Annotated in this window: 16 protein-coding genes and 2 tRNA genes; 1 reads left to right on the plus strand and 17 read right to left on the minus strand. The window is 60.7% G+C overall.

Annotation, left to right across the window (positions count from 1 at the left end; genetic code table 11):
• Window positions 1-17: 17 nt before the first annotated feature.
• The 11 genes from infB to rlmE form a co-directional block, all read right to left on the minus strand.
• Window positions 18-2,558: a translation initiation factor IF-2 gene (gene infB, locus APH28_RS11150; protein ID WP_060509352.1), complete on the minus strand. Its 2,541-nt coding sequence runs from the start codon at window positions 2,556-2,558 to the stop codon at window positions 18-20.
• A gap of 27 nt (window positions 2,559-2,585) precedes the next feature.
• Window positions 2,586-4,067 carry a transcription termination factor NusA gene (gene nusA, locus APH28_RS11155; RefSeq protein ID WP_060509354.1) on the minus strand — a complete coding sequence of 494 codons (1,482 nt, stop codon included), beginning with the start codon at window positions 4,065-4,067 and terminating at the stop codon, window positions 2,586-2,588.
• A 59-nt stretch (window positions 4,068-4,126) separates the two neighbouring features.
• A complete protein-coding gene (gene rimP, locus APH28_RS11160; RefSeq protein WP_060509592.1) occupies window positions 4,127-4,585 on the minus strand; it encodes a ribosome maturation factor RimP in 459 nt (152 codons plus the stop codon).
• A gap of 132 nt (window positions 4,586-4,717) precedes the next feature.
• Window positions 4,718-4,794: transfer RNA gene (locus APH28_RS11165), tRNA-Met, on the minus strand.
• 100 nt (window positions 4,795-4,894) lie between these two features.
• Window positions 4,895-4,980 (minus strand) — tRNA-Leu (locus APH28_RS11170).
• A gap of 20 nt (window positions 4,981-5,000) precedes the next feature.
• A complete protein-coding gene (gene secG, locus APH28_RS11175; RefSeq protein ID WP_060509356.1) occupies window positions 5,001-5,396 on the minus strand; it encodes a preprotein translocase subunit SecG in 396 nt (131 codons plus the stop codon).
• 4 nt (window positions 5,397-5,400) lie between these two features.
• Window positions 5,401-6,156: a triose-phosphate isomerase gene (tpiA, locus tag APH28_RS11180; protein WP_060509358.1), complete on the minus strand. Its 756-nt coding sequence runs from the start codon at window positions 6,154-6,156 to the stop codon at window positions 5,401-5,403.
• A gap of 66 nt (window positions 6,157-6,222) precedes the next feature.
• A complete protein-coding gene (gene glmM / locus APH28_RS11185; RefSeq protein WP_060509360.1) occupies window positions 6,223-7,563 on the minus strand; it encodes a phosphoglucosamine mutase in 1,341 nt (446 codons plus the stop codon).
• Between the two features lie 16 nt (window positions 7,564-7,579).
• Window positions 7,580-8,431, minus strand: a complete 852-nt coding sequence (gene folP / locus APH28_RS11190) for a dihydropteroate synthase (RefSeq protein WP_060509361.1) — start codon at window positions 8,429-8,431, stop codon at window positions 7,580-7,582.
• An 8-nt stretch (window positions 8,432-8,439) separates the two neighbouring features.
• Window positions 8,440-10,344: an ATP-dependent zinc metalloprotease FtsH gene (gene ftsH, locus APH28_RS11195; protein ID WP_060509363.1), complete on the minus strand. Its 1,905-nt coding sequence runs from the start codon at window positions 10,342-10,344 to the stop codon at window positions 8,440-8,442.
• Window positions 10,345-10,547: 203 nt separating this feature from the next.
• Window positions 10,548-11,174: a 23S rRNA (uridine(2552)-2'-O)-methyltransferase RlmE gene (gene rlmE / locus APH28_RS11200; RefSeq protein ID WP_060509365.1), complete on the minus strand. Its 627-nt coding sequence runs from the start codon at window positions 11,172-11,174 to the stop codon at window positions 10,548-10,550.
• A gap of 102 nt (window positions 11,175-11,276) precedes the next feature.
• On the opposite strand from rlmE, the gene yhbY reads away from it, so the two are divergent.
• Window positions 11,277-11,585 carry a ribosome assembly RNA-binding protein YhbY gene (gene yhbY / locus APH28_RS11205; protein WP_060509368.1) on the plus strand — a complete coding sequence of 103 codons (309 nt, stop codon included), beginning with the start codon at window positions 11,277-11,279 and terminating at the stop codon, window positions 11,583-11,585.
• Window positions 11,586-11,597: 12 nt separating this feature from the next.
• Here yhbY and APH28_RS11210 read toward each other — a convergent pair whose 3' ends face one another.
• The 6 genes from APH28_RS11210 to dnaJ all read right to left on the minus strand — a co-directional run bounded on the left by APH28_RS11210 (window position 11,598) and on the right by dnaJ (window position 19,129).
• On the minus strand, window positions 11,598-12,047 hold the full coding sequence (locus tag APH28_RS11210) for an MFS transporter (protein WP_079226471.1): 450 nt from the start codon (window positions 12,045-12,047) through the stop codon (window positions 11,598-11,600).
• Window positions 12,025-12,507 (minus strand): transcription elongation factor GreA, encoded by a 483-nt coding sequence (gene greA / locus APH28_RS11215; RefSeq protein WP_082432287.1) that lies wholly within the window; start codon window positions 12,505-12,507, stop codon window positions 12,025-12,027. Before greA ends, APH28_RS11210 begins: the two co-directional genes overlap by 23 nt.
• The gene (gene carB / locus APH28_RS11220) at window positions 12,504-15,725 is read right to left on the minus strand and encodes a carbamoyl-phosphate synthase large subunit (RefSeq protein ID WP_060509370.1); all 3,222 of its coding nucleotides are present in this window, start codon (window positions 15,723-15,725) and stop codon (window positions 12,504-12,506) included. The genes greA and carB overlap by 4 nt, the downstream gene beginning before the upstream one ends.
• Window positions 15,726-15,831: 106 nt before the next feature.
• A complete protein-coding gene (carA, locus tag APH28_RS11225; RefSeq protein ID WP_060509372.1) occupies window positions 15,832-16,968 on the minus strand; it encodes a glutamine-hydrolyzing carbamoyl-phosphate synthase small subunit in 1,137 nt (378 codons plus the stop codon).
• Window positions 16,969-17,192: 224 nt separating this feature from the next.
• A complete protein-coding gene (dapB, locus tag APH28_RS11230) occupies window positions 17,193-17,996 on the minus strand; it encodes a 4-hydroxy-tetrahydrodipicolinate reductase (RefSeq protein ID WP_060509374.1) in 804 nt (267 codons plus the stop codon).
• A 14-nt stretch (window positions 17,997-18,010) separates the two neighbouring features.
• Window positions 18,011-19,129 (minus strand): molecular chaperone DnaJ, encoded by a 1,119-nt coding sequence (dnaJ, locus tag APH28_RS11235; RefSeq protein WP_060509376.1) that lies wholly within the window; start codon window positions 19,127-19,129, stop codon window positions 18,011-18,013.

The following is a 19,129-nucleotide window of genomic DNA, read 5'->3' on the forward strand; positions in this document are numbered from 1 at the left end:
TGGCGCCCTGCTCACCCTTAAAGGGTACGAGCAACCTGGACTTTCTCGAAGACTTCGATCTTGTCGCCGACCTTGACGTCGTTGTAGCTCTTGACGCCAATACCGCACTCCATGCCCGAACGCACTTCGGAAGCGTCGTCCTTGAAGCGACGCAGCGATTCCAGCTCGCCTTCGAAGATCACAACGTCGTCGCGCAGTACGCGGATCGGACGGTTGCGGTACACGGTACCTTCGATGACCATACAGCCAGCGATGGCGCCGAACTTCGGCGAACGGAACACGTCACGCACTTCGGCAACACCCAGGATGTTCTCGCGAACATCGCTGCCGAGCATGCCGGTCAGGGCTTTCTTGACGTCTTCGATGATGTCGTAGATCACGTTGTAGTAACGCATATCCAGACCTTCCTGCTCGACGATCTTGCGCGCGCCGGCATCGGCACGCACGTTGAAGCCGAACAGTACTGCATTCGAAGCCAGCGCCAGGTTAGCGTCGCTTTCGGTGATACCACCGACGCCGCCACCGATGACGCGTACCTGAACTTCGTCGTTGCCCAGACCGCCCAGCGAGCCCTGCAGTGCTTCCAGGGAACCACGCACGTCGGTCTTGAGGACGATGTTGAGGGTCTTCTTCTCTTCCTGACCCATGGTCTCGAAGATGTTTTCCAGCTTGCCGGCGTGAGCACGGGCCAGCTTGACCTCGCGGTACTTGCCTTGACGGAACAGGGCAACTTCACGGGCCTTCTTCTCGTCGGCAACCACGGACAGCTCGTCACCGGCTTCCGGGGTACCGTCCAGGCCGAGAATCTCGACCGGGATCGACGGGCCGGCTTCCTTCACAGGCTTGCCGTTCTCGTCGAGCATGGCACGTACGCGGCCATAGTTGGAACCGCACAGGACCATGTCGCCCTGACGCAGGGTACCGTCCTGAACCAGGATGGTGGCCACTGGGCCGCGGCCCTTGTCCAGGCGCGATTCGACCACAACGCCACGACCTGGAGCGGTCGGGGTAGCAGTCAGCTCGAGGATCTCGGCCTGCAGCAGGACAGCTTCGAGCAGTTCGTCGACACCGGTACCCATCTTCGCCGAAACCTTGACGAACGGAGTGTCACCACCCCAGTCCTCGGAGGTCACGCCTTCGACGGCCAGTTCGTTGCGGATGCGATCGAGGTCGGCACCCGGCTTGTCGATCTTGTTCACTGCAACCACCAGCGGAACGCCAGCTGCCTTGGCATGCTGAACGGCTTCGCGGGTCTGCGGCATCACGCCGTCGTCCGCCGCCACCACCAAGATGACGATGTCGGTCGCCTTGGCACCGCGAGCACGCATCTGAGTGAACGCAGCGTGGCCCGGGGTATCGAGGAAGGTGACCATGCCGCGGTCGGTTTCCACGTGGTAGGCACCGATGTGCTGGGTAATACCACCGGCTTCGCCAGCAGCAACCTTGGCACGACGGATGTAGTCGAGCAGCGAGGTCTTGCCATGGTCAACGTGACCCATGACGGTAACCACCGGCGCGCGCGACTCGGCCTTGCCTTCGAACTTCAGCGATTCGGCCAGGGAGTCTTCCAGGGCGGTGTCGCTGACCAAGGTGACCTTGTGGCCCAGCTCTTCTGCGATCAGTTGAGCGGTTTCCTGGTCGAGCACCTGGTTGATGGTCACCGGGGTGCCCATCTTGAACATGAACTTGACCACTTCAGCGCCCTTGACGGACATCTGGTTGGCCAGCTCGGAGACGGTGATGGTCTCGCCGATGGTCACGTCACGAATGACAGGACCGGTCGGGTTCTGGAAGCCGTGCTGGTTACGCTTCTTCAGCTTGCTCTTGCCACCACGGCCACGACGAGCGCCATCGCTCTCTTCGTCGGTGGTGCGCGGCGCGGCGCGAGGCGTCGGAGCTTTCTCCTTCTCCTTCACCTTGACCTTGATCGACACGCGCGGCGCTTCGCCACGACGCTCGCCACCACGACGGTCTTCGTCACGGGTGCGGCCTTCGTTGCGACGGGCTTCGTCTTTCTTGCGCTCGGCAGCACGGGCTGCGGCGTCTTCGGACGCCGGCACGTCAGCGACTACCGGGGCTGGTGCCGCGGCAGGTGCTGGCTCGGCCTTGGCGGCAGGCGCCGGGGCTGCAGCAGCGCTATCGGCCGCCTGACGGCGAGCCTGCTCTTCGTTGCGCTGGCGAACTTCGGCCTCGACCTTGTCGCGAGCGGCATTTTCAGCCGCGCGGCGCTCATCCAGCTCACGCTTCTGCTCAGCCTGGATTTCTTCAGGGCTGCGCTGCACGAAAACTTTCTTCTTGCGTACTTCTACGCTGATGCTCTTGCTACCGGCGACACGCAGGGTGCTGGTGGTCTTGCGCTGCAAGGTAATCTTGCGCGGCTCTTCCGCCTTGCTCTTGTGGCTGCTCTTCAAATGAGTCAGCAGGGTCTGCTTCTCATTGTCGGTCACTACCTGACCGGCGTCGGTGTGCGGCAGACCTGCCTCACGCATCTGCTGCAGCAGGCGCTCAACCGGTGCCTCGACCTCTTGGGCCAGTTCTTTCACCGTGACTTGCGTCATGCACTTCTCTCCTCAGGCCGCGCCTAATTACTCGAACCAGTGGGCTCGGGCGGCCATGATCAACTTGCCGGCACGCTCTTCGTCGATGCCGTCGATGTCGAGCAGATCGTCGATCGACTGCTCGGCCAGGTCTTCGCGGTTAACCACGCCGCGCACCGCCAGTTCAGCCGCCAGGTCCTTGTCCATGCCCTCAAGGGAGAGCAGGTCTTCGGCCGGGTGGGCGTCTGCCAGTTTTTCTTCGGTAGCGATGGCCTTGGTCAACAAACGGTCCTTGGCTCGAGCGCGGAGCTCATTGACGATATCTTCGTCAAAGCCATCGATGTTGAGCATTTCTTCCAACGGTACGTAGGCAATTTCTTCGAGGCTGGTGAAGCCTTCGTCGACCAGCACTTGGGCCAGCTCCTCGTCGACTTCCAGTTCATCGATGAAATTGCGCAGGATGTCACCGGTTTCAGCCTGTTGCTTGGCCTGGATGTCCTTCTCGGTCATCACGTTCAGGGTCCAACCGGTCAACTGACTGGCCAAACGAACGTTCTGACCGCCACGGCCAATGGCCTGGGCCAGGTTGTCCTCGGCAACGGCGATGTCCATCGCATGGGCATCCTCGTCAACGATGATCGCCGCGACTTCAGCCGGCGACATGGCGTTGATGACGAACTGCGCCGGGTTATCGTCCCACAGGACGATATCCACACGCTCACCACCCAACTCTCCGGATACGGCCTGGACACGCGAACCGCGCATGCCGATACAGGCACCTTGCGGGTCGATGCGCTTGTCCTTGGAGCGGACGGCGATCTTGGCACGCGACCCCGGATCACGGGATGCAGCCATGACTTCGATAAGGCCTTCAGCAATTTCCGGCACTTCAATGCGGAAAAGCTCGATCAGCATCTGCGGCGCAGTGCGCGAAAGAATCAGCTGAGGGCCACGGTTTTCGGTGCGAATCTCCTTGAGCAGTGCGCGCAAGCGCACACCGACCCGGAAGGTCTCGCGTGGAATGATGTCTTCACGTGCCAGCAAGGCCTCGGCATTGTTGCCCAGGTCGACGATTACGTTATCGCGGGTGACCTTCTTGACGGTACCGGAGATGATCTCGTTGACCCGTTCGCGGTAAGCGTCGACCACCTGGGCGCGCTCGGCCTCGCGGACCTTCTGCACGATGACCTGCTTGGCGGTCTGCGCGGCGATACGGCCGAATTCGATGGACTCGATCTTTTCTTCGATCACGTCACCGATTTTCGCTTCCGGGTGAGTGTCCTTGATCTTGTCCAGCCAGGTTTCGATCGCCGGATCGTCCAGGTCGTTCTCGTCGACCACGGTCCAGCGACGGAAAGTCTCGTAGCTACCGGTGTGGCGGTTGATTTCCACACGCAGGTCGACTTCGTCCTCAAAACGTTTTTTGGTTGCAGTAGCCAGGGCCACTTCCAGCGCTTCGAAAATGACGCCGGGCGGTACACCTTTTTCGTTGGATACCGATTCAACAACCAGCAGTACTTCTTTGCTCATCGTACGCCTCGCCTTGCGCAAGCCATTGGGCCCGGATAGTCCGCCGGGCCCGGCACGTCTCAGTCAAAACTGGGAATAATATTGGCCTTGTCGATCGAGTCGATCGGCAGCAGGAACTCTTGATTGTCCACCTGGACGACCACGTCCTGCTCCTCCACACCGCGGAGAAGGCCCTGGAAGTTACGACGCCCCTCGAAGGGTGAACGCAGCTTGATCTTCACTTGTTCGCCGGCATGCGAGGCAAACTGTTCCAGAGTGAACAGTGGGCGATCCATGCCTGGAGAGGAGACCTCAAGGGTATATTCGCTGCTGATCGGATCTTCTACATCGAGGATCGCGCTGGCCTGACGGCTGACCGCTTCGCAGTCGTCCACCAGGATGCCGTCTTCCTTGTCGATGTAGATGCGCAGTACCGAATGCTTACCCTGGGATACGAACTCGATCCCCCAGCACTGATAGCCCAGACCCTCGACCACCGGGGCCAACAAGGCCTGCAACTGTTCTAGCTTGCTCGACACCTGAACCCCCTCGTGCATGCTGTGCAAATAAAAAATGGGCGAAGCGCCCATCCCTGAAAGCGCCGTAGGACAACGACGCCGTAAATTTTGTTCGGCTAGCAAAAAGCCCCTGAAAAGGGGCTCCGCTGAAGCTGGTTGCGGGGGCTGGATTTGAACCAACGACCTTCGGGTTATGAGCCCGACGAGCTACCAAGCTGCTCCACCCCGCGACAAAGCTGGGGCGAAAGTATAAGACTTAACCTGCTTATGGGTCAAACCCAAACCTTCACCTGCAAGAAAGCCCGCTAAAGCGGGCTCTCAAGCTTCAATTGGTACCGAGAAGGGGACTCGAACCCCTACACCCTATGGGCACAACCACCTCAAGGTTGCGTGTCTACCAATTCCACCACCTCGGCAATACTACATTTGAAACCCGTTACTTCTGCTCTTCGGCTGGAGGAGGAACATCACCTTTAGCGGCGGTGTCGCTCTTCTGCTCTTGGAGCACCGGTACATCATCATTAACTGCCGGCTTTGGCTGCTCTTTCACTTCAAGCACTGCTGGATCTGGAAGACCTGCTTGGCTAAGCTGGTGAGCTTGTTGCTTCGCGAAGTATCCTAACCCAAGTGCTGTCAAAAAGAAAGTGGCAGCGAGTATTGCAGTCAATTTACTTAGAAACGTTGCAGAGCCCTGGCTCCCGAACACGGTATTAGAGGCACCCGCGCCGAAAGATGCACCTGCTTCCGCACCTTTACCCTGTTGAAGCAGAACCAGCACTACAAGCGACAGCGCTGCCAACAGATGAAAAACAACGATAACTGTTTCCAGCATTTGTTCAGTTTCCTGCGGCGCGACAAATTGCACCGAATTCGTCTGCGTTCAGGGACGCTCCACCAATGAGCCCCCCATCGATATCCGGCATGCCGAACAGTTCGGCCGCATTGGCCGCCTTCACGCTGCCGCCGTAGAGAAGCTGCACGTTTGCGGCAACTTCGGCGTCTTCGGCCGCCAACTGAGCCCGGATGGCTGCATGCACATCCTGAGCCTGTTGAGGCGAAGCCGTCAAACCTGTGCCAATGGCCCAAACCGGCTCATAGGCGATTACTGCATTGGCAAAAGCTTTAACACCGAACGCGTCGATGATACTGCTTAGTTGACCCCCGACAACTTCGAGGGTTTTGCCTGCCTCACGCTCTTCGAGAGTTTCCCCTACGCAGAGCACCGGCATTAAACCACTAAGTTGAGCGGCTGCAAACTTATCTTTCAGCACTTCTTCACTTTCGCCGATGATCTGGCGACGCTCGGAGTGGCCAATCAAGACCAACTTGCAACCTGCTTCAACCAACTGACTCGGTGCAACTTCACCGGTCAGCGCGCCCTGTTCGGGCTTTACCGCAGAATTCTGTGCTCCGACAGTAATCCCCTTGCCTTGCAATCCATCAACCACCTGATTGATGAACAGCGCAGGCGGGAACACCGCGACTTCAACACCGTCTGGCACGGACATATTGCCCAGGCCCAGGATCAGCTCAGCGACGCTGGCGCGGGTACCGTGCATCTTCCAGTTACCAGCTACCATGGGGCGACGCATGCTTTACCTCGTCGGTCAAAGTGGGCGCAGATCTTACCCAACCCGATCTGCGCTGGCAAGCCTCTTTCAGGCACAAACTTCTGTGACCAGCTTGGCCAGGGCTTCAGCATGGCTGCGCACCTGGTTTTCGTCGTCACCCTCGACCATTACCCGCACCAAAGGCTCGGTGCCGGACTTGCGCAGCAGCACACGCCCGCGCCCAGCCATGGCCTCGGTTACCTTTGCGCTGGCCTCCTTGACTGCCGGATGCTCGAGAGGGTCGACCTTGCTGGCGCCAAAACGCACGTTGATCAACACCTGAGGGCATTTGCGCAGGGCTTGGCGCGCCTGTGCCAGGGTATCCCCACGGCGCTTGAGCGCCATCAGCACCTGCAGCGCGGCAATGATCGCATCCCCGGTTGTGGTGTGGTTGCAGCACACCACGTGCCCGGAGTTTTCACCACCGAGCGACCAGTCACGCTCCAGCAGCTCGGCCATCACGTAGCGATCGCCGACCTTGGCCCGCACGAACGGAATGTCCAGGTCCTTGAGCGCAAGCTCCAGGCCCAGGTTACTCATCAGTGTACCGACCACGCCGCCCTGCAATTTGCCACGCTCGTGCAGGTCACGCGCAATGATGAACAGCAATTCGTCGCCGTCGACGATGGCGCCAGTGTGGTCGACCATCAAGACCCGGTCACCATCGCCATCGAAGGCGATACCCAGGTCGGCATGGCCCACCAGCACAGCCGCCTGCAGCGATTCGATGTGGGTCGAGCCACAGCCCTCATTGATGTTCAGGCCATCCGGCTGCGCATGCAGCACGGTCACGTCGGCGCCGAGTTCGCGGAACACGCTCGGAGCAACCTTGTAGGTGGCACCATGGGCGCAATCGACCACCAGCTTGAGACCTTCGAAGCTGGTGCTGCTCGGTACGCTGCTCTTGCAGAACTCGATATAGCGGCCGGCCGCGTCGTTGATCCGGGACACCTTGCCCAGCTTGCCCGACTCGACCACGGTCATCGGCTGATCGAGCAACTCTTCGATCATCAGCTCGACCTCGTCAGGCAGCTTGGTGCCCTGCCCGGAGAAGAACTTGATGCCGTTGTCGTCGTGCGGGTTGTGCGAAGCACTGATGACGATGCCCGCTTCAGCATGGAACGTGCGGGTCAGGTAGGCGATGGCCGGCGTTGGCATCGGCCCGAGCAGCATCACGTCAGCACCGGCTGCAGATAAACCGGCTTCGAGCGCGGACTCGAACATGTAACCGGAAATACGCGTGTCCTTGCCCACCAGCACTCGGCAATTGCCTTGCTTGCGGAAGGCCATGCCAGCAGCCCAGCCCAGCTTCAACATGAAGTCTGGAGTGATCGGGTATTCGCCGACGCGGCCACGAATGCCGTCGGTACCAAAGTATTTTCTGCTCATAGGGACTCCAAGGTTCTTATTCGGCGTTCTGTACTGCGGCGATCATGCGCACCACATCGACGGTCTCGGCCACATCATGGACGCGCAGAATACTGGCCCCCTTGGTCATGGCCAGAGCCGCCAGCGCCAGGCTGCCGTACAGTCGCTCACCGACCGGACGATCCAGCGTCAGGCCGATCATGCTCTTGCGCGAAACGCCCACCAGCAGCGGGCGCCCAAGGCGATAGAGCGCTTCCATGTGCTTGAACAGGCTCAGGTTGTGCGCCAGTGTCTTGGCGAAACCGAAACCCGGATCAAGAATAATTCGTTCGGCAGGGATGCCCACCGCTGCGCAAGCGGCCATCCGCTGTTCAAGGTAGCGCGTTACGTCGGCGGTCACATCTTCGTAATGCGGGTTGTCCTGCATATTCCCGGGCTCGCCACGCATGTGCATCAGGCAAACCGGCAACCCGGTGTCCGCCGCTGCATCCAGCGCTCCATCGCGCTCCAGGGCGCGCACGTCATTGATCAGGCCTGCCCCAAGGCGGGCCGACTCGCGTATGACCGCAGGCGTCGAGGTATCAACCGAAATGACCACGTCGAAGCGACTGTTGATGGCCTCGACCATCGGCGCCACGCGCTCGATCTCTTCGGTAACCGAAACCGCGCGCGCGCCGGGACGGGTCGACTCGCCACCGATGTCGATCAGCGTGGCGCCTGCCTCGATCATCGCCTCGGCATGGCGCAACGCTTCATCGCGCTGACTGAAGCGCCCGCCATCGGAGAAGGAATCGGGAGTGATGTTGAGAATACCCATGACATGGGTACGGGAAAGGTCAAGAACCCGGTTGCCGCAAGGCAACCGGGTCGGGTACTGCACTGAGCTCATAGATGCCCTTAGTGTTGAGCTGCCGGGCCGCCGATCGGCGATTCCGGGCGATCATTCTGGGCAGTCGGGGTGCCCGAATCCTTGTCATCGTCCCAATCACGGGGTTCGCGCGGAGTACGGCCCGCCATGATGTCGTCAATCTGATCGGCATCGATGGTCTCGTACTTCATCAGGGCTTCGGTCATTGCTTCGAGCTTGTCGCGGTTGTCGATCAGCAGCTGCTTGGCCGTGGCATAGCATTGGTCAATGATGCTGCGCACTTCGGAGTCGATCAGCTTGGCAGTCTCGCCCGACACGCTGGCATGCTGGCTGCCGGCGCTACGGCCGAGGAACACCTCGCCCTCCTCTTCGGCATACATCAGCGGACCGAGTTTTTCCGACAGACCCCACTTGGTGACCATGTTGCGGGCGATCTGGCTGGCTCGCATGATGTCGTTGGAAGCACCGGTGGTGACGCCATCGAAGCCCAGGGTCATTTCCTCGGCGATACGGCCGCCGTACAGCGAACAGATCTGGCTGATCAGTGCACGCTTGGACAGGCTGTAGCGGTCTTCTTCCGGCAGGAACATGGTCACACCCAGGGCCCGACCACGCGGGATGATCGAAACCTTGTAGACCGGATCGTGCTCAGGCACCAGGCGACCGACAATTGCGTGGCCAGCCTCGTGATAGGCGGTGTTCCTCTTTTCTTTCTCGGACATGACCATGGTCTTGCGCTCGGCGCCCATCATGATCTTGTCCTTGGCCAGCTCGAACTCTTTCATTTCGACCAGGCGCTTGTTGGAGCGAGCGGCAAACAGCGAAGCCTCGTTGACCAGGTTTGCCAGGTCGGCACCGGAGAAGCCTGGGGTACCACGGGCAATGACCGCCGGGTTGACGTTTTCGCCAACTGGCACCTTGCGCATGTGCACCTTGAGGATCTGCTCGCGACCACGGATATCCGGCAGGCCGACCACGACCTGACGGTCGAAGCGACCAGGGCGCAGCAGTGCAGGGTCGAGCACGTCCGGGCGGTTGGTGGCGGCAATGACGATGATGCCATCGTTCATTTCGAAGCCGTCCATTTCCACAAGCAACTGGTTGAGGGTCTGCTCACGCTCGTCGTGACCACCGCCCATGCCGGCGCCACGGTGACGACCGACGGCATCGATTTCATCGATGAAGATGATGCACGGCGCGTGCTTCTTGGCCTGCTCGAACATGTCACGAACACGGCTAGCACCCACACCGACGAACATCTCGACGAAGTCGGAACCGGAAATGGTGAAGAACGGCACTTTCGCCTCACCGGCAATGGCCTTGGCCAGCAAGGTCTTACCGGTACCGGGTGGGCCGACCATCAGCACACCGCGAGGGATACGGCCGCCCAGGCGCTGGAACTTGCCTGGATCACGCAGGAATTCAACCAGTTCGCCAACCTCTTCCTTGGCCTCGTCGCAACCGGCGACGTCAGCCAGGGTAGTCTTGACCTGGTCTTCGGACAGCAGGCGCGCCTTGCTCTTGCCGAAGCTCATCGGCCCGCCCTTGCCGCCTGCACCACCTTGCATCTGGCGCATGAAGAACATGAACACGGCGATGATCACCAGGATCGGGAAGCTTGCCACCAGCAGCTGAGTCCAGATGCTCTGCTGCTCAGGCTGCTTGCCTTCGACGACCACGTGATTGTCGACCAGGTCGCCGATCAGGCCATTGTCGGTGATGGCCGGGCGAACGGTCTTGAAGTTGTCACCATCGGCACGCTTGCCGGTAATGATGTAGCCGTCGACGGTCACACGCTCGACCTTGCCATCCTTGACCTGCTGGATGAAGTCGGAATAGTTGAGGGTCTGCGGCTCGTTAGGGCTGGAGAAGTTGTTCATCACCGTCACCAGGACAGCTGCGATGATCAACCACAGGATCAGATTCTTTGCCATGTCGTTCAATTCGCTACCCTCTGAGGCCGGCGCACGACGCAGCCGTGCCTCGCATGATATTCATCGCCCTAACTTACTACATTACCTACGCATCCGCAGGCACCGTCTGTAACCCTTTGTGAAAGCTAGACTACACGAAGTTCGGACGATCCTGACGCCGCGGCCGATTGGAAATAACTATCAGCCACCGCGCTTCACGCCTTTCAAACGCCTTTGAAACCTTTGCCCAACAAGTACTGCTCGCGAGAACGGTCCCGCGAAGAGGACGGCTTGCGCATTTGTACCTTGTCGAACTTGGTGCGCACATCCTTCAGGTACATATCGAAGCCTTCGCCCTGGAAAATCTTGATCAGGAAATCACCGCCAGGCTTCAGTACGCGGGTTGCCAGGTCCAGGGCCAGCTCGCAGAGAAACATGGCGCGCGGCATGTCCACTTCTGGCGTACCACTCATATTGGGGGCCATGTCGGAAATCACAAGGTCTACATGCGAATCGCCGACCGCCTGCAGAATCTGCTGGAGCACTGCGTCATCCGTGAAGTCACCCTGAATGAAGGTCACATCCGGGATCGAGTCCATTTCCAGGATGTCGGACGCGATCAGGCGACCCTGTCCACCAATCAGACGACTGGTCACCTGCGACCAGCCACCCGGGGCCGCGCCGAGGTCGATTACACTCATGCCAGGACGGATCAGACGGTCCTTTTCCTGGATCTCAAGGAGTTTGTAGCTCGCACGCGAGCGATAGCCATCCTTCTGCGCCTGTTTCACAAAAGGGTCGTTGAAATGCTCTCGCAGCCAGTTTGCGCTGCTTTTGGAACGTTGTACCACGGGGCACCTCGATGATATGCGTCGTGATTGACTGGGCGGAGCCGGTGGCCCTCGGGTAAAATGCCGGTCAATTTTACAGAATCAGACGGAAAGGGTCAGATTATGCCGCTCAATAACGAGCAGAAGAAGCAATACAAGTCCATTGGTCATGACCTGAAGCCGGTCCTGATCGTTGCTGGCAACGGTTTGAACGAAGGCGTTGTCGCCGAATTGGAGCGTGCGCTGGTCGATCACGAACTGATCAAGGTCGAAATTCGCTCGGAAGATCGCGAAGAGCGCGCCGCTGTGATTGCCGAACTGTGCAAGGCCGGCCGCGCCGAACTGGTACAGACCATCGGCAAGAAGGCGCTGATCTATCGCAAGAATCCGCAGCCGAACAAGCAGCTGTCCAACATCCACCGTTACAAGTGACGGTGGCTCCGCTCAGTGGCGCGCCTGGCGCGCCCTGACCGGGACCGGTTGGGCCACCAGCACGATGCCGGAAAAGCCCAACACGAGAAAACAGAACATCTGCCAGCGCTCGCCGACCGAGATGCCATAGCGCAAGGTGTAATACCCCACGCAGGCCGCAAAGCCCAACAACAGCATCTGCCCGCGAAACTGCCGCCACCAAGCCGCCAGGCCGTCCACCCTCGCCAGCACCGCCAGCTGGGTCAACAAGCCAAGCAACGCCACGCCGATCAACCAGCGGTCGATCTGTCCGGCGACGTCCTGCACCAGCAAGGGTGCCAGGCCACTGACTTTCAGCGCCGGCACCAGCCCCACATGGAACACCCACAGGCCACCGACCCAGAAAACCTGGGCCAGCTGCCAGAGGATCCCTTCGAGGGATGGCGCCCGCAGGCGCCGGTCAGATGTGTTTGACTTCGACAATCTCGTACTCGACCGTACCGCTTGGCGTCTTCACCACCACGGTGTCACCTTCTTCCTTGCCAATGATGGCACGAGCGATCGGTGCACTGCTCGAAAGCTTGCCGATTTTCACGTCAGCTTCATCTTCGCCGACGATCTGGTAGGTCACTTCGTCATCCGTCTCGGTGTTGGCCAGCACCACGGTGGTGCCGAAAATCACCTTGCCGGTGTGGGGAATGGTAGTGACATCGATCACCACCGAGTTCTGCAGACGGCCCTCGATATCGCGGATACGCGCCTCGACCATGCCCTGCTCTTCACGGGCGGCATGGTATTCGGCGTTTTCCTTGAGGTCGCCCAGCTCACGCGCTTCGCCAATGGCTTGGCTCAGGCGTGGGCGCTCGGTCTTGCTCAGGAACAGATGCTCTTCTTCCAGGGCGCGAGCGCCCTGGACGGTCATCGGGTATTTGGTAATGCTCATGCTTTGAGTCCTGCGTGCAGATCCTGCAAGCGGCGAACGGTCTTCTCAGGCCCGAATTTCAGCGCTTCGCAGATGGCTTCACCGGCCGCAATGGTAGTGGTGCAGTAGATCTTGTGCTGCAGCGCATTGCGACGAATCGAGTAGGAATCGGCGATCGACTGGCGGCCTTCGGTGGTATTGATGATCAGCGACACTTCGTCGTTCTTGATCATGTCGACCACGTGTGGACGACCTTCGGTCACCTTGTTCACACGGCGCACTTTCAGGCCAGCCGCTTCGATGACCTTGGCGGTGCCTGCAGTTGCAACCACTTCGAAGCCCAGGGCGATCAGGTCACGGGCAACGCCAGCCACTTGTGGCTTGTCGTCGTCACGCACGCTGATGAACGCGGTACCGCCGGTCGGCAGCACTTCGCTGGCACCCATCTGGGCCTTGGCGAAGGCTTCACCGAAGCTATCACCGACGCCCATGACTTCACCGGTCGATTTCATCTCAGGGCCGAGGATCGGGTCAACCCCTGGGAACTTGGCGAACGGGAAGACAGCTTCCTTGACGCTGTAGAAGTTCGGGATGATTTCCTGAGTGAAGCCCAGTTCTTTCAGGGTTTTGCCGGCCATGACGCGGGCAGCGATCATTGCCAGGGAGGTGCCGATGCACTTGGAAACGAACGGTACGGTACGCGAAGCACGCGGGTTGACTTCGATCACATAGATCTTGTCCCCCTGCAGGGCCAGCTGCACGTTCATCAGGCCGACAACGCCCAGCTCCAGAGCCATTTTAGTGACCTGTACGCGGACTTCGTCCTGCACCTCCTTGCTCAGCGAGTAAGGTGGCAGCGAGCACGCCGAGTCACCGGAGTGAACGCCGGCCTGTTCGATGTGCTGCATGATCGCGCCGATCACCACGTCGGTGCCGTCGCAGACCGCATCCACATCCATCTCGATGGCGCAGTTGAGGAAGTGGTCGAGCAGGACCGGGCTGTCGTTGGACACCTGTACGGCTTCACGCAGGTAGCGCTTGAGCTCGTCCAGTTCGTAGACGATCTCCATGGCACGGCCACCCAGTACGTAGGACGGGCGCACGACCAGCGGGTAACCGATGCCGCCGGCAGCGCGGATGGCTTCTTCTTCGCTGCGCACAGTGGCGTTTGGCGGCTGCAGCAGGTTCAGGCGCTGAACCATCTGCTGGAAGCGCTCACGGTCTTCGGCACGGTCGATGGCGTCCGGGCTGGTACCGATGATCGGTACGCCGGCTTCTTCCAGGGCGCGGGCCAGTTTCAGCGGGGTCTGGCCGCCGTAGTGAACGATGACGCCCTTCGGCTTCTCGACGCGGCAGACTTCCAGCACGTCTTCCAGGGTCAGCGGCTCGAAGTACAAGCGGTCGGAAGTATCGTAGTCGGTGGAGACGGTTTCCGGGTTGCAGTTGACCATGATGGTCTCGTAACCGTCTTCGCGCAGCGCCAGCGCAGCGTGTACGCAGCAGTAGTCGAACTCGATACCTTGGCCGATACGGTTCGGGCCGCCACCCAGGATCATGATCTTGTCGCGGGTCGACGGGTTGGCCTCGCACTCTTCCTCATAGGTCGAGTACAGGTAGGCGGTGTCGGTGGCAAACTCGGCGGCGCAGGTGTCGACGCGCTTGTACACCGGGAACACTTCCAGCTTGTGGCGATGGCGCCGCAGGTTCTTGTCGGTGATGCCGAGCAGCTTGGCCAGGCGCTGGTCCGAGAAGCCCTTGCGCTTGAGGCGCAGCATGTAGTCCTTGTCGATCGAGGACAGAGCCAAGGTCTTGACCTTCTCTTCTTCCTTGATCAGATCTTCCATCTGCACCAGGAACCACATGTCGATGCCGGTCAGCGCGAAGATTTCTTCACAGGTCATGCCCGAACGCATGGCGTCGGCAACGTACCAGATACGCTCGGCACCTGGGACGGTCAGTTCGCGCTTGAGGATGCCGGCAGCTTCCGGGCTGGCCAGGTCGACTTTCGGGTCGAGGCCACAGGCACCGACTTCCAGACCGCGCAGGGCTTTCTGCAGGGATTCCTGGAAGGTACGGCCGATGGCCATGACTTCACCCACGGATTTCATCTGGGTGGTCAGGCGGGCGTCGGCTTTCGGGAATTTCTCGAAGGCGAAGCGTGGCAGCTTGGTGACGACGTAGTCGATCGACGGCTCGAAGGAGGCCGGGGTACGGCCGCCAGTGATGTCGTTCTGCAGTTCGTCGAGGGTGTAACCAATGGCCAGCTTGGCGGCGATCTTGGCGATCGGGAAGCCGGTGGCCTTGGAAGCCAGGGCGGACGAACGCGAAACACGCGGGTTCATTTCGATCACGACCATGCGGCCAGTGTTCGGGCAGATACCGAACTGCACGTTGGAACCGCCGGTTTCGACACCGATTTCACGCAGCACCGCCAGCGAGGCGTTGCGCATGATCTGGTATTCCTTGTCGGTCAGGGTCTGTGCCGGAGCCACGGTGATCGAGTCACCGGTGTGCACGCCCATCGGGTCGAAGTTTTCGATGGAGCAGACGATGATGCAGTTGTCCTTCTTGTCACGGACCACCTCCATCTCGTATTCCTTCCAGCCGATCAGCGATTCGTCGATCAGCAGTTCCTTGGTCGGCGACAGGTCCAGACCACGGGTGCAGATTTCTTCGAATTCTTCACGGTTGTAGGCGATACCGCCGCCAGTGCCGCCCATGGTGAACGACGGACGGATGATGCACGGGAAACCGAGCTTCTCGAGGACCGCATTGGCCTCTTCCATGCTGTGCGCGATACCGGAACGCGGGCATTCCAGGCCGATGTCTTTCATGGCCTTGTCGAAGCGCGAACGGTCTTCCGCTTTGTCGATGGTGTCGGCGTTGGCACCGATCATCTCGACGCCGAACTTCTCCAGAACGCCATGGCGCTCCAGGTCCAGGGCGCAGTTCAGCGCGGTCTGGCCACCCATGGTCGGCAGGACCGCATCCGGGCGTTCTTTTTCGATGATCTTGGCCACCGACTGCCACTTGATCGGCTCGATGTAGGTGGCGTCGGCCATGGCCGGGTCGGTCATGATGGTGGCCGGGTTGGAGTTCACCAGGATGACGCGGAAACCTTCCTCGCGCAGGGCCTTGCAGGCCTGGGCGCCGGAGTAGTCGAATTCGCAGGCCTGGCCGATCACGATCGGGCCAGCGCCGAGAATCAGGATGCTTTTGATGTCTGTACGTTTTGGCATGGTTGTCACTCAAATCCGCGGGTCAGTCGGCAAGCCGTCTTGAACAATCTGGGTCAGGCGCTTCCGGGCGCGGCGCGAGCCGGCCCGGGGCCTTGATGCAGGATGCTCAGCGGCGCTTGGCCATGGCATCGGTGAAACGATCGAACAGTGGCGCGACGTCGGTCGGGCCTGGGCTCGCTTCAGGGTGGCCCTGGAAGCTGAACGCGCTCTTGTCGGTGCGTTCGATACCCTGGAGGGTGCCGTCGAACAGCGACTTGTGGATGGCGCGGACATTGCCCGGCAGGGTGGCTTCGTCAACGGCGAAACCGTGGTTCTGGCTAGTGATCATGACCACGCCGGTGTCCAGGTCCTGGACCGGGTGGTTGGCACCGTGGTGACCGTGGCCCATCTTCACGGTCTTGGCGCCGGAGGCCAGGGCCAGCAGCTGGTGGCCAAGGCAGATGCCGAATACCGGGATCTCGGTTTCCAGGATTTCCTTGATCGCCTGGATCGCGTAGTCGCATGGCTCCGGATCACCAGGGCCGTTGGACAGGAACACGCCATCCGGATTCAGTGCCAGCACTTCGCTGGCCGGGGTCTGGGCAGGTACCACGGTCACGCGGCAGCCGCGGGCGACGAGCATGCGCAGGATGTTCAGCTTTACGCCATAGTCGAAGGCGACCACGTGGTACGGCAGGTCGGCAGCATCGATGGTCGGGTGGCTGTCGGTTTTCAGTTCCCACACGCTGGAGCGCCACTCGTAGCGTTCCTTGGTGGAAACGACCTTGGCCAGGTCCATGCCCTTCAGGCCTGGGAAGGCACGGGCAGCGGCGATGGCCTGCTCTTCGGTGATGTTGTCACCCGCAAGGATGCAGCCATTCTGAGCGCCCTTTTCACGCAGGATACGGGTCAGGCGGCGGGTGTCGATGCCAGCGATTGCAACGACGTTGTTGGCCTTCAGGTATTCAGGCAGCGACTGGGTATTACGCCAGTTGCTGGCCAGCAGCGGCAGGTCACGGATGACCAGGCCAGCGGACCAGACACGGTTCGACTCGGCGTCCTCCGGCGTGGTGCCGGTGTTGCCGATGTGCGGGTAGGTCAGGGTAACGATTTGCTGCGAATAGGAAGGGTCTGTAAGGATTTCCTGGTAGCCGGTCATAGCGGTGTTGAATACCACCTCACCGACGGTCTGACCGTCGGCACCGATGGCTTCACCGCGGAAAATACTGCCGTCGGCAAGGGCGAGTATGGCTGGCTTTGTCAAGAAGACCTCCCGTAAATCAAGCATGAAAGGGCGATCGCAGGTTGCAAAAAAGCGGAGTGACGTATGGACACGTCACCCCGCTTTCATGTGCTGAATTCAATTCGCTGCGCGCTTTTAGTGGACACACTAAAGCTGTAGCTTACAGAAAAGTGCGTTTTCGGTCTACCGCATATGTGTCTCTTAAACACATGATTGCGACAGAGGGCGCAGCGGACTTGAACTGATCAGCGCAGCTCGAGCACATCCTGCATGTCGTACAGGCCCGGCTCGCGCCCATCCAGCCACAGCGCCGCACGCACCGCGCCCTTGGCGAAGGTCATGCGGCTGGAGGCCTTGTGGGTGATTTCCAGGCGCTCGCCTTCAGCAGCGAACAGCACGGTGTGGTCGCCGACCACATCGCCGGCACGCACGGTGGCGAAGCCGATGGTCTTGCGATCACGCGCGCCGGTCTGGCCTTCACGGCCGTACACCGCCACTTCCTGCAGATCGCGACCCAGCGCATTGGCAACCACTTCACCCATGCGCAGCGCGGTACCCGACGGGGCATCGACCTTGTGACGGTGATGCGCCTCGATGATCTCGATGTCGACATCATCACCCAGCACCCGCGCAGCCATGTCCAGCAGCTTCAGGCTAAGATTGACGCCGACGCTGAAGTTGGCGGCAAACACAATCGGGATGTCCTTGCCCGCCTCAGCGAGCAAATGCTTCTCCTCGACGGTGAACCCAGTAGTACCGATGATCATCGCCTTGCCGTGCTTGCGGCAGAACGCCAGGTTCTTCAGCGTCACCGATGGGTGGGTGAAGTCGATCAGCACGTCGAATTCATCGGCAACCTTGGCCAGGTCATCGGACAGCAGCACGCCGATCCGGCCGAGCGCTGCCAGTTCACCCGCGTCTGCCCCGACCAGCGAGCTGTCCGGACGATCGATCGCCGCCGTCAGCCCCGCACCCGGAGCTTGCTGAACGGCTTCGATGAGGGTTTTGCCCATCCGCCCCGCGGCGCCCATCACTGCAATACGTCGCATAGCCATATTCCTTGTCAGAGATCGCCGAAGAAGCGCTTCACGCCATCGAACCAGCCGCTGGCCTTGGGCGAGTTGTCGCCTTCCAGCGAGCTGCGCAGCTCTTCGAGCAGTTCGCGCTGGCGACGGGTCAGGTTGACCGGGGTCTCTACCGCCACGCGGCACAGCAGGTCACCAGCACCACCACCACGCACCGGGGCAACGCCCTTGCCGCGCAGGCGGAACTGCTTGCCGGTCTGGGTGCCTTCCGGAATCTTCAGCTTCACGCGACCATCAAGGGTCGGTACTTCCAGCTCGCCACCCAGAGCGGCATCGGTGTAGCTGATCGGCACTTCGCAATACAGATGCTTGCCATCACGCTGGAAGATCTCGTGCTCGCGCACGTTGATCACCACATACAGATCCCCAGTCGGGCCACCATGGGTGCCCGCCTCGCCCTCGCCGGACAGGCGGATGCGGTCGCCGGTATCGACGCCCGCCGGCACCTTGACCGACAGCGTCTTGTATTCCTCGACACGGCCTTCGCCATGGCAAGAAGTGCACGGGTCGGTGATGATCTTGCCCTGGCCATGGCAGCGCGGGCAGGTCTGCTGCACCGAGAAGAAACCTTGCTGCATGCGCACCTGGCCGATGCCGCCGCAGGTCGGGCAGGTCGACGGGGTCGAGCCCTTCTTCGCGCCGGAGCCGTCGCACGGCTTGCAGTTGACCAGTGTCGGCACACGGATACTGACCGTAGTGCCACGCACCGCTTCTTCCAGGTTCAGCTCCAGGGTGTAACGCAGGTCGCTGCCGCGCTGGGCGCCGCCACGTCCGCCGCCGCGGCTGCCACCGAAGAAGTCGCTGAACACGTCGCCGAAAATGTCGGAGAAGTTGGCGCCGCCGAACCCGGCACCGCCGCCACCCATGCTCGGGTCGACGCCGGCGTGGCCGTACTGGTCGAACGCCGCACGCTTGCTGGCATCGGACAGCACTTCGTAGGCCTCGTTGGCCTCCTTGAACTTGTCTTCCGACTCCTTATCGCCCGGGTTGCGGTCCGGGTGGTACTTCATCGCCAGGCGGCGGTAGGCCTTCTTGAGGTCAGCTTCGCTGGCGCCGCGCTCGACACCCAGGACCTCATAATAATCACGCTTGGACAT

Source organism: Pseudomonas sp. NBRC 111124 (assembly GCF_001320245.1).
Classification (GTDB): Bacteria; Pseudomonadota; Gammaproteobacteria; order Pseudomonadales; family Pseudomonadaceae; genus Aquipseudomonas.

What these genes read in the sequence shown, in the direction of transcription:
- infB (WP_060509352.1), bottom strand. Translation starts at nt 2,558, where the DNA reads ATGACGCAAGTCACGGTGAAAGAACTGGCCCAAGAGGTCGAGGCACCG.
- nusA (WP_060509354.1), bottom strand. Translation starts at nt 4,067, where the DNA reads ATGAGCAAAGAAGTACTGCTGGTTGTTGAATCGGTATCCAACGAAAAA.
- secG (WP_060509356.1), bottom strand. Translation starts at nt 5,396, where the DNA reads ATGCTGGAAACAGTTATCGTTGTTTTTCATCTGTTGGCAGCGCTGTCG.
- tpiA (WP_060509358.1), bottom strand. Translation starts at nt 6,156, where the DNA reads ATGCGTCGCCCCATGGTAGCTGGTAACTGGAAGATGCACGGTACCCGC.
- glmM (WP_060509360.1), bottom strand. Translation starts at nt 7,563, where the DNA reads ATGAGCAGAAAATACTTTGGTACCGACGGCATTCGTGGCCGCGTCGGC.
- folP (WP_060509361.1), bottom strand. Translation starts at nt 8,431, where the DNA reads ATGAGCTCAGTGCAGTACCCGACCCGGTTGCCTTGCGGCAACCGGGTT.
- ftsH (WP_060509363.1), bottom strand. Translation starts at nt 10,344, where the DNA reads ATGGCAAAGAATCTGATCCTGTGGTTGATCATCGCAGCTGTCCTGGTG.
- yhbY (WP_060509368.1), top strand. Translation starts at nt 11,277, where the DNA reads ATGCCGCTCAATAACGAGCAGAAGAAGCAATACAAGTCCATTGGTCAT.
- greA (WP_082432287.1), bottom strand. Translation starts at nt 12,507, where the DNA reads ATGAGCATTACCAAATACCCGATGACCGTCCAGGGCGCTCGCGCCCTG.
- carB (WP_060509370.1), bottom strand. Translation starts at nt 15,725, where the DNA reads ATGCCAAAACGTACAGACATCAAAAGCATCCTGATTCTCGGCGCTGGC.
- dapB (WP_060509374.1), bottom strand. Translation starts at nt 17,996, where the DNA reads ATGCGACGTATTGCAGTGATGGGCGCCGCGGGGCGGATGGGCAAAACC.
- dnaJ (WP_060509376.1), bottom strand. Translation starts at nt 19,129, where the DNA reads ATGTCCAAGCGTGATTATTATGAGGTCCTGGGTGTCGAGCGCGGCGCC.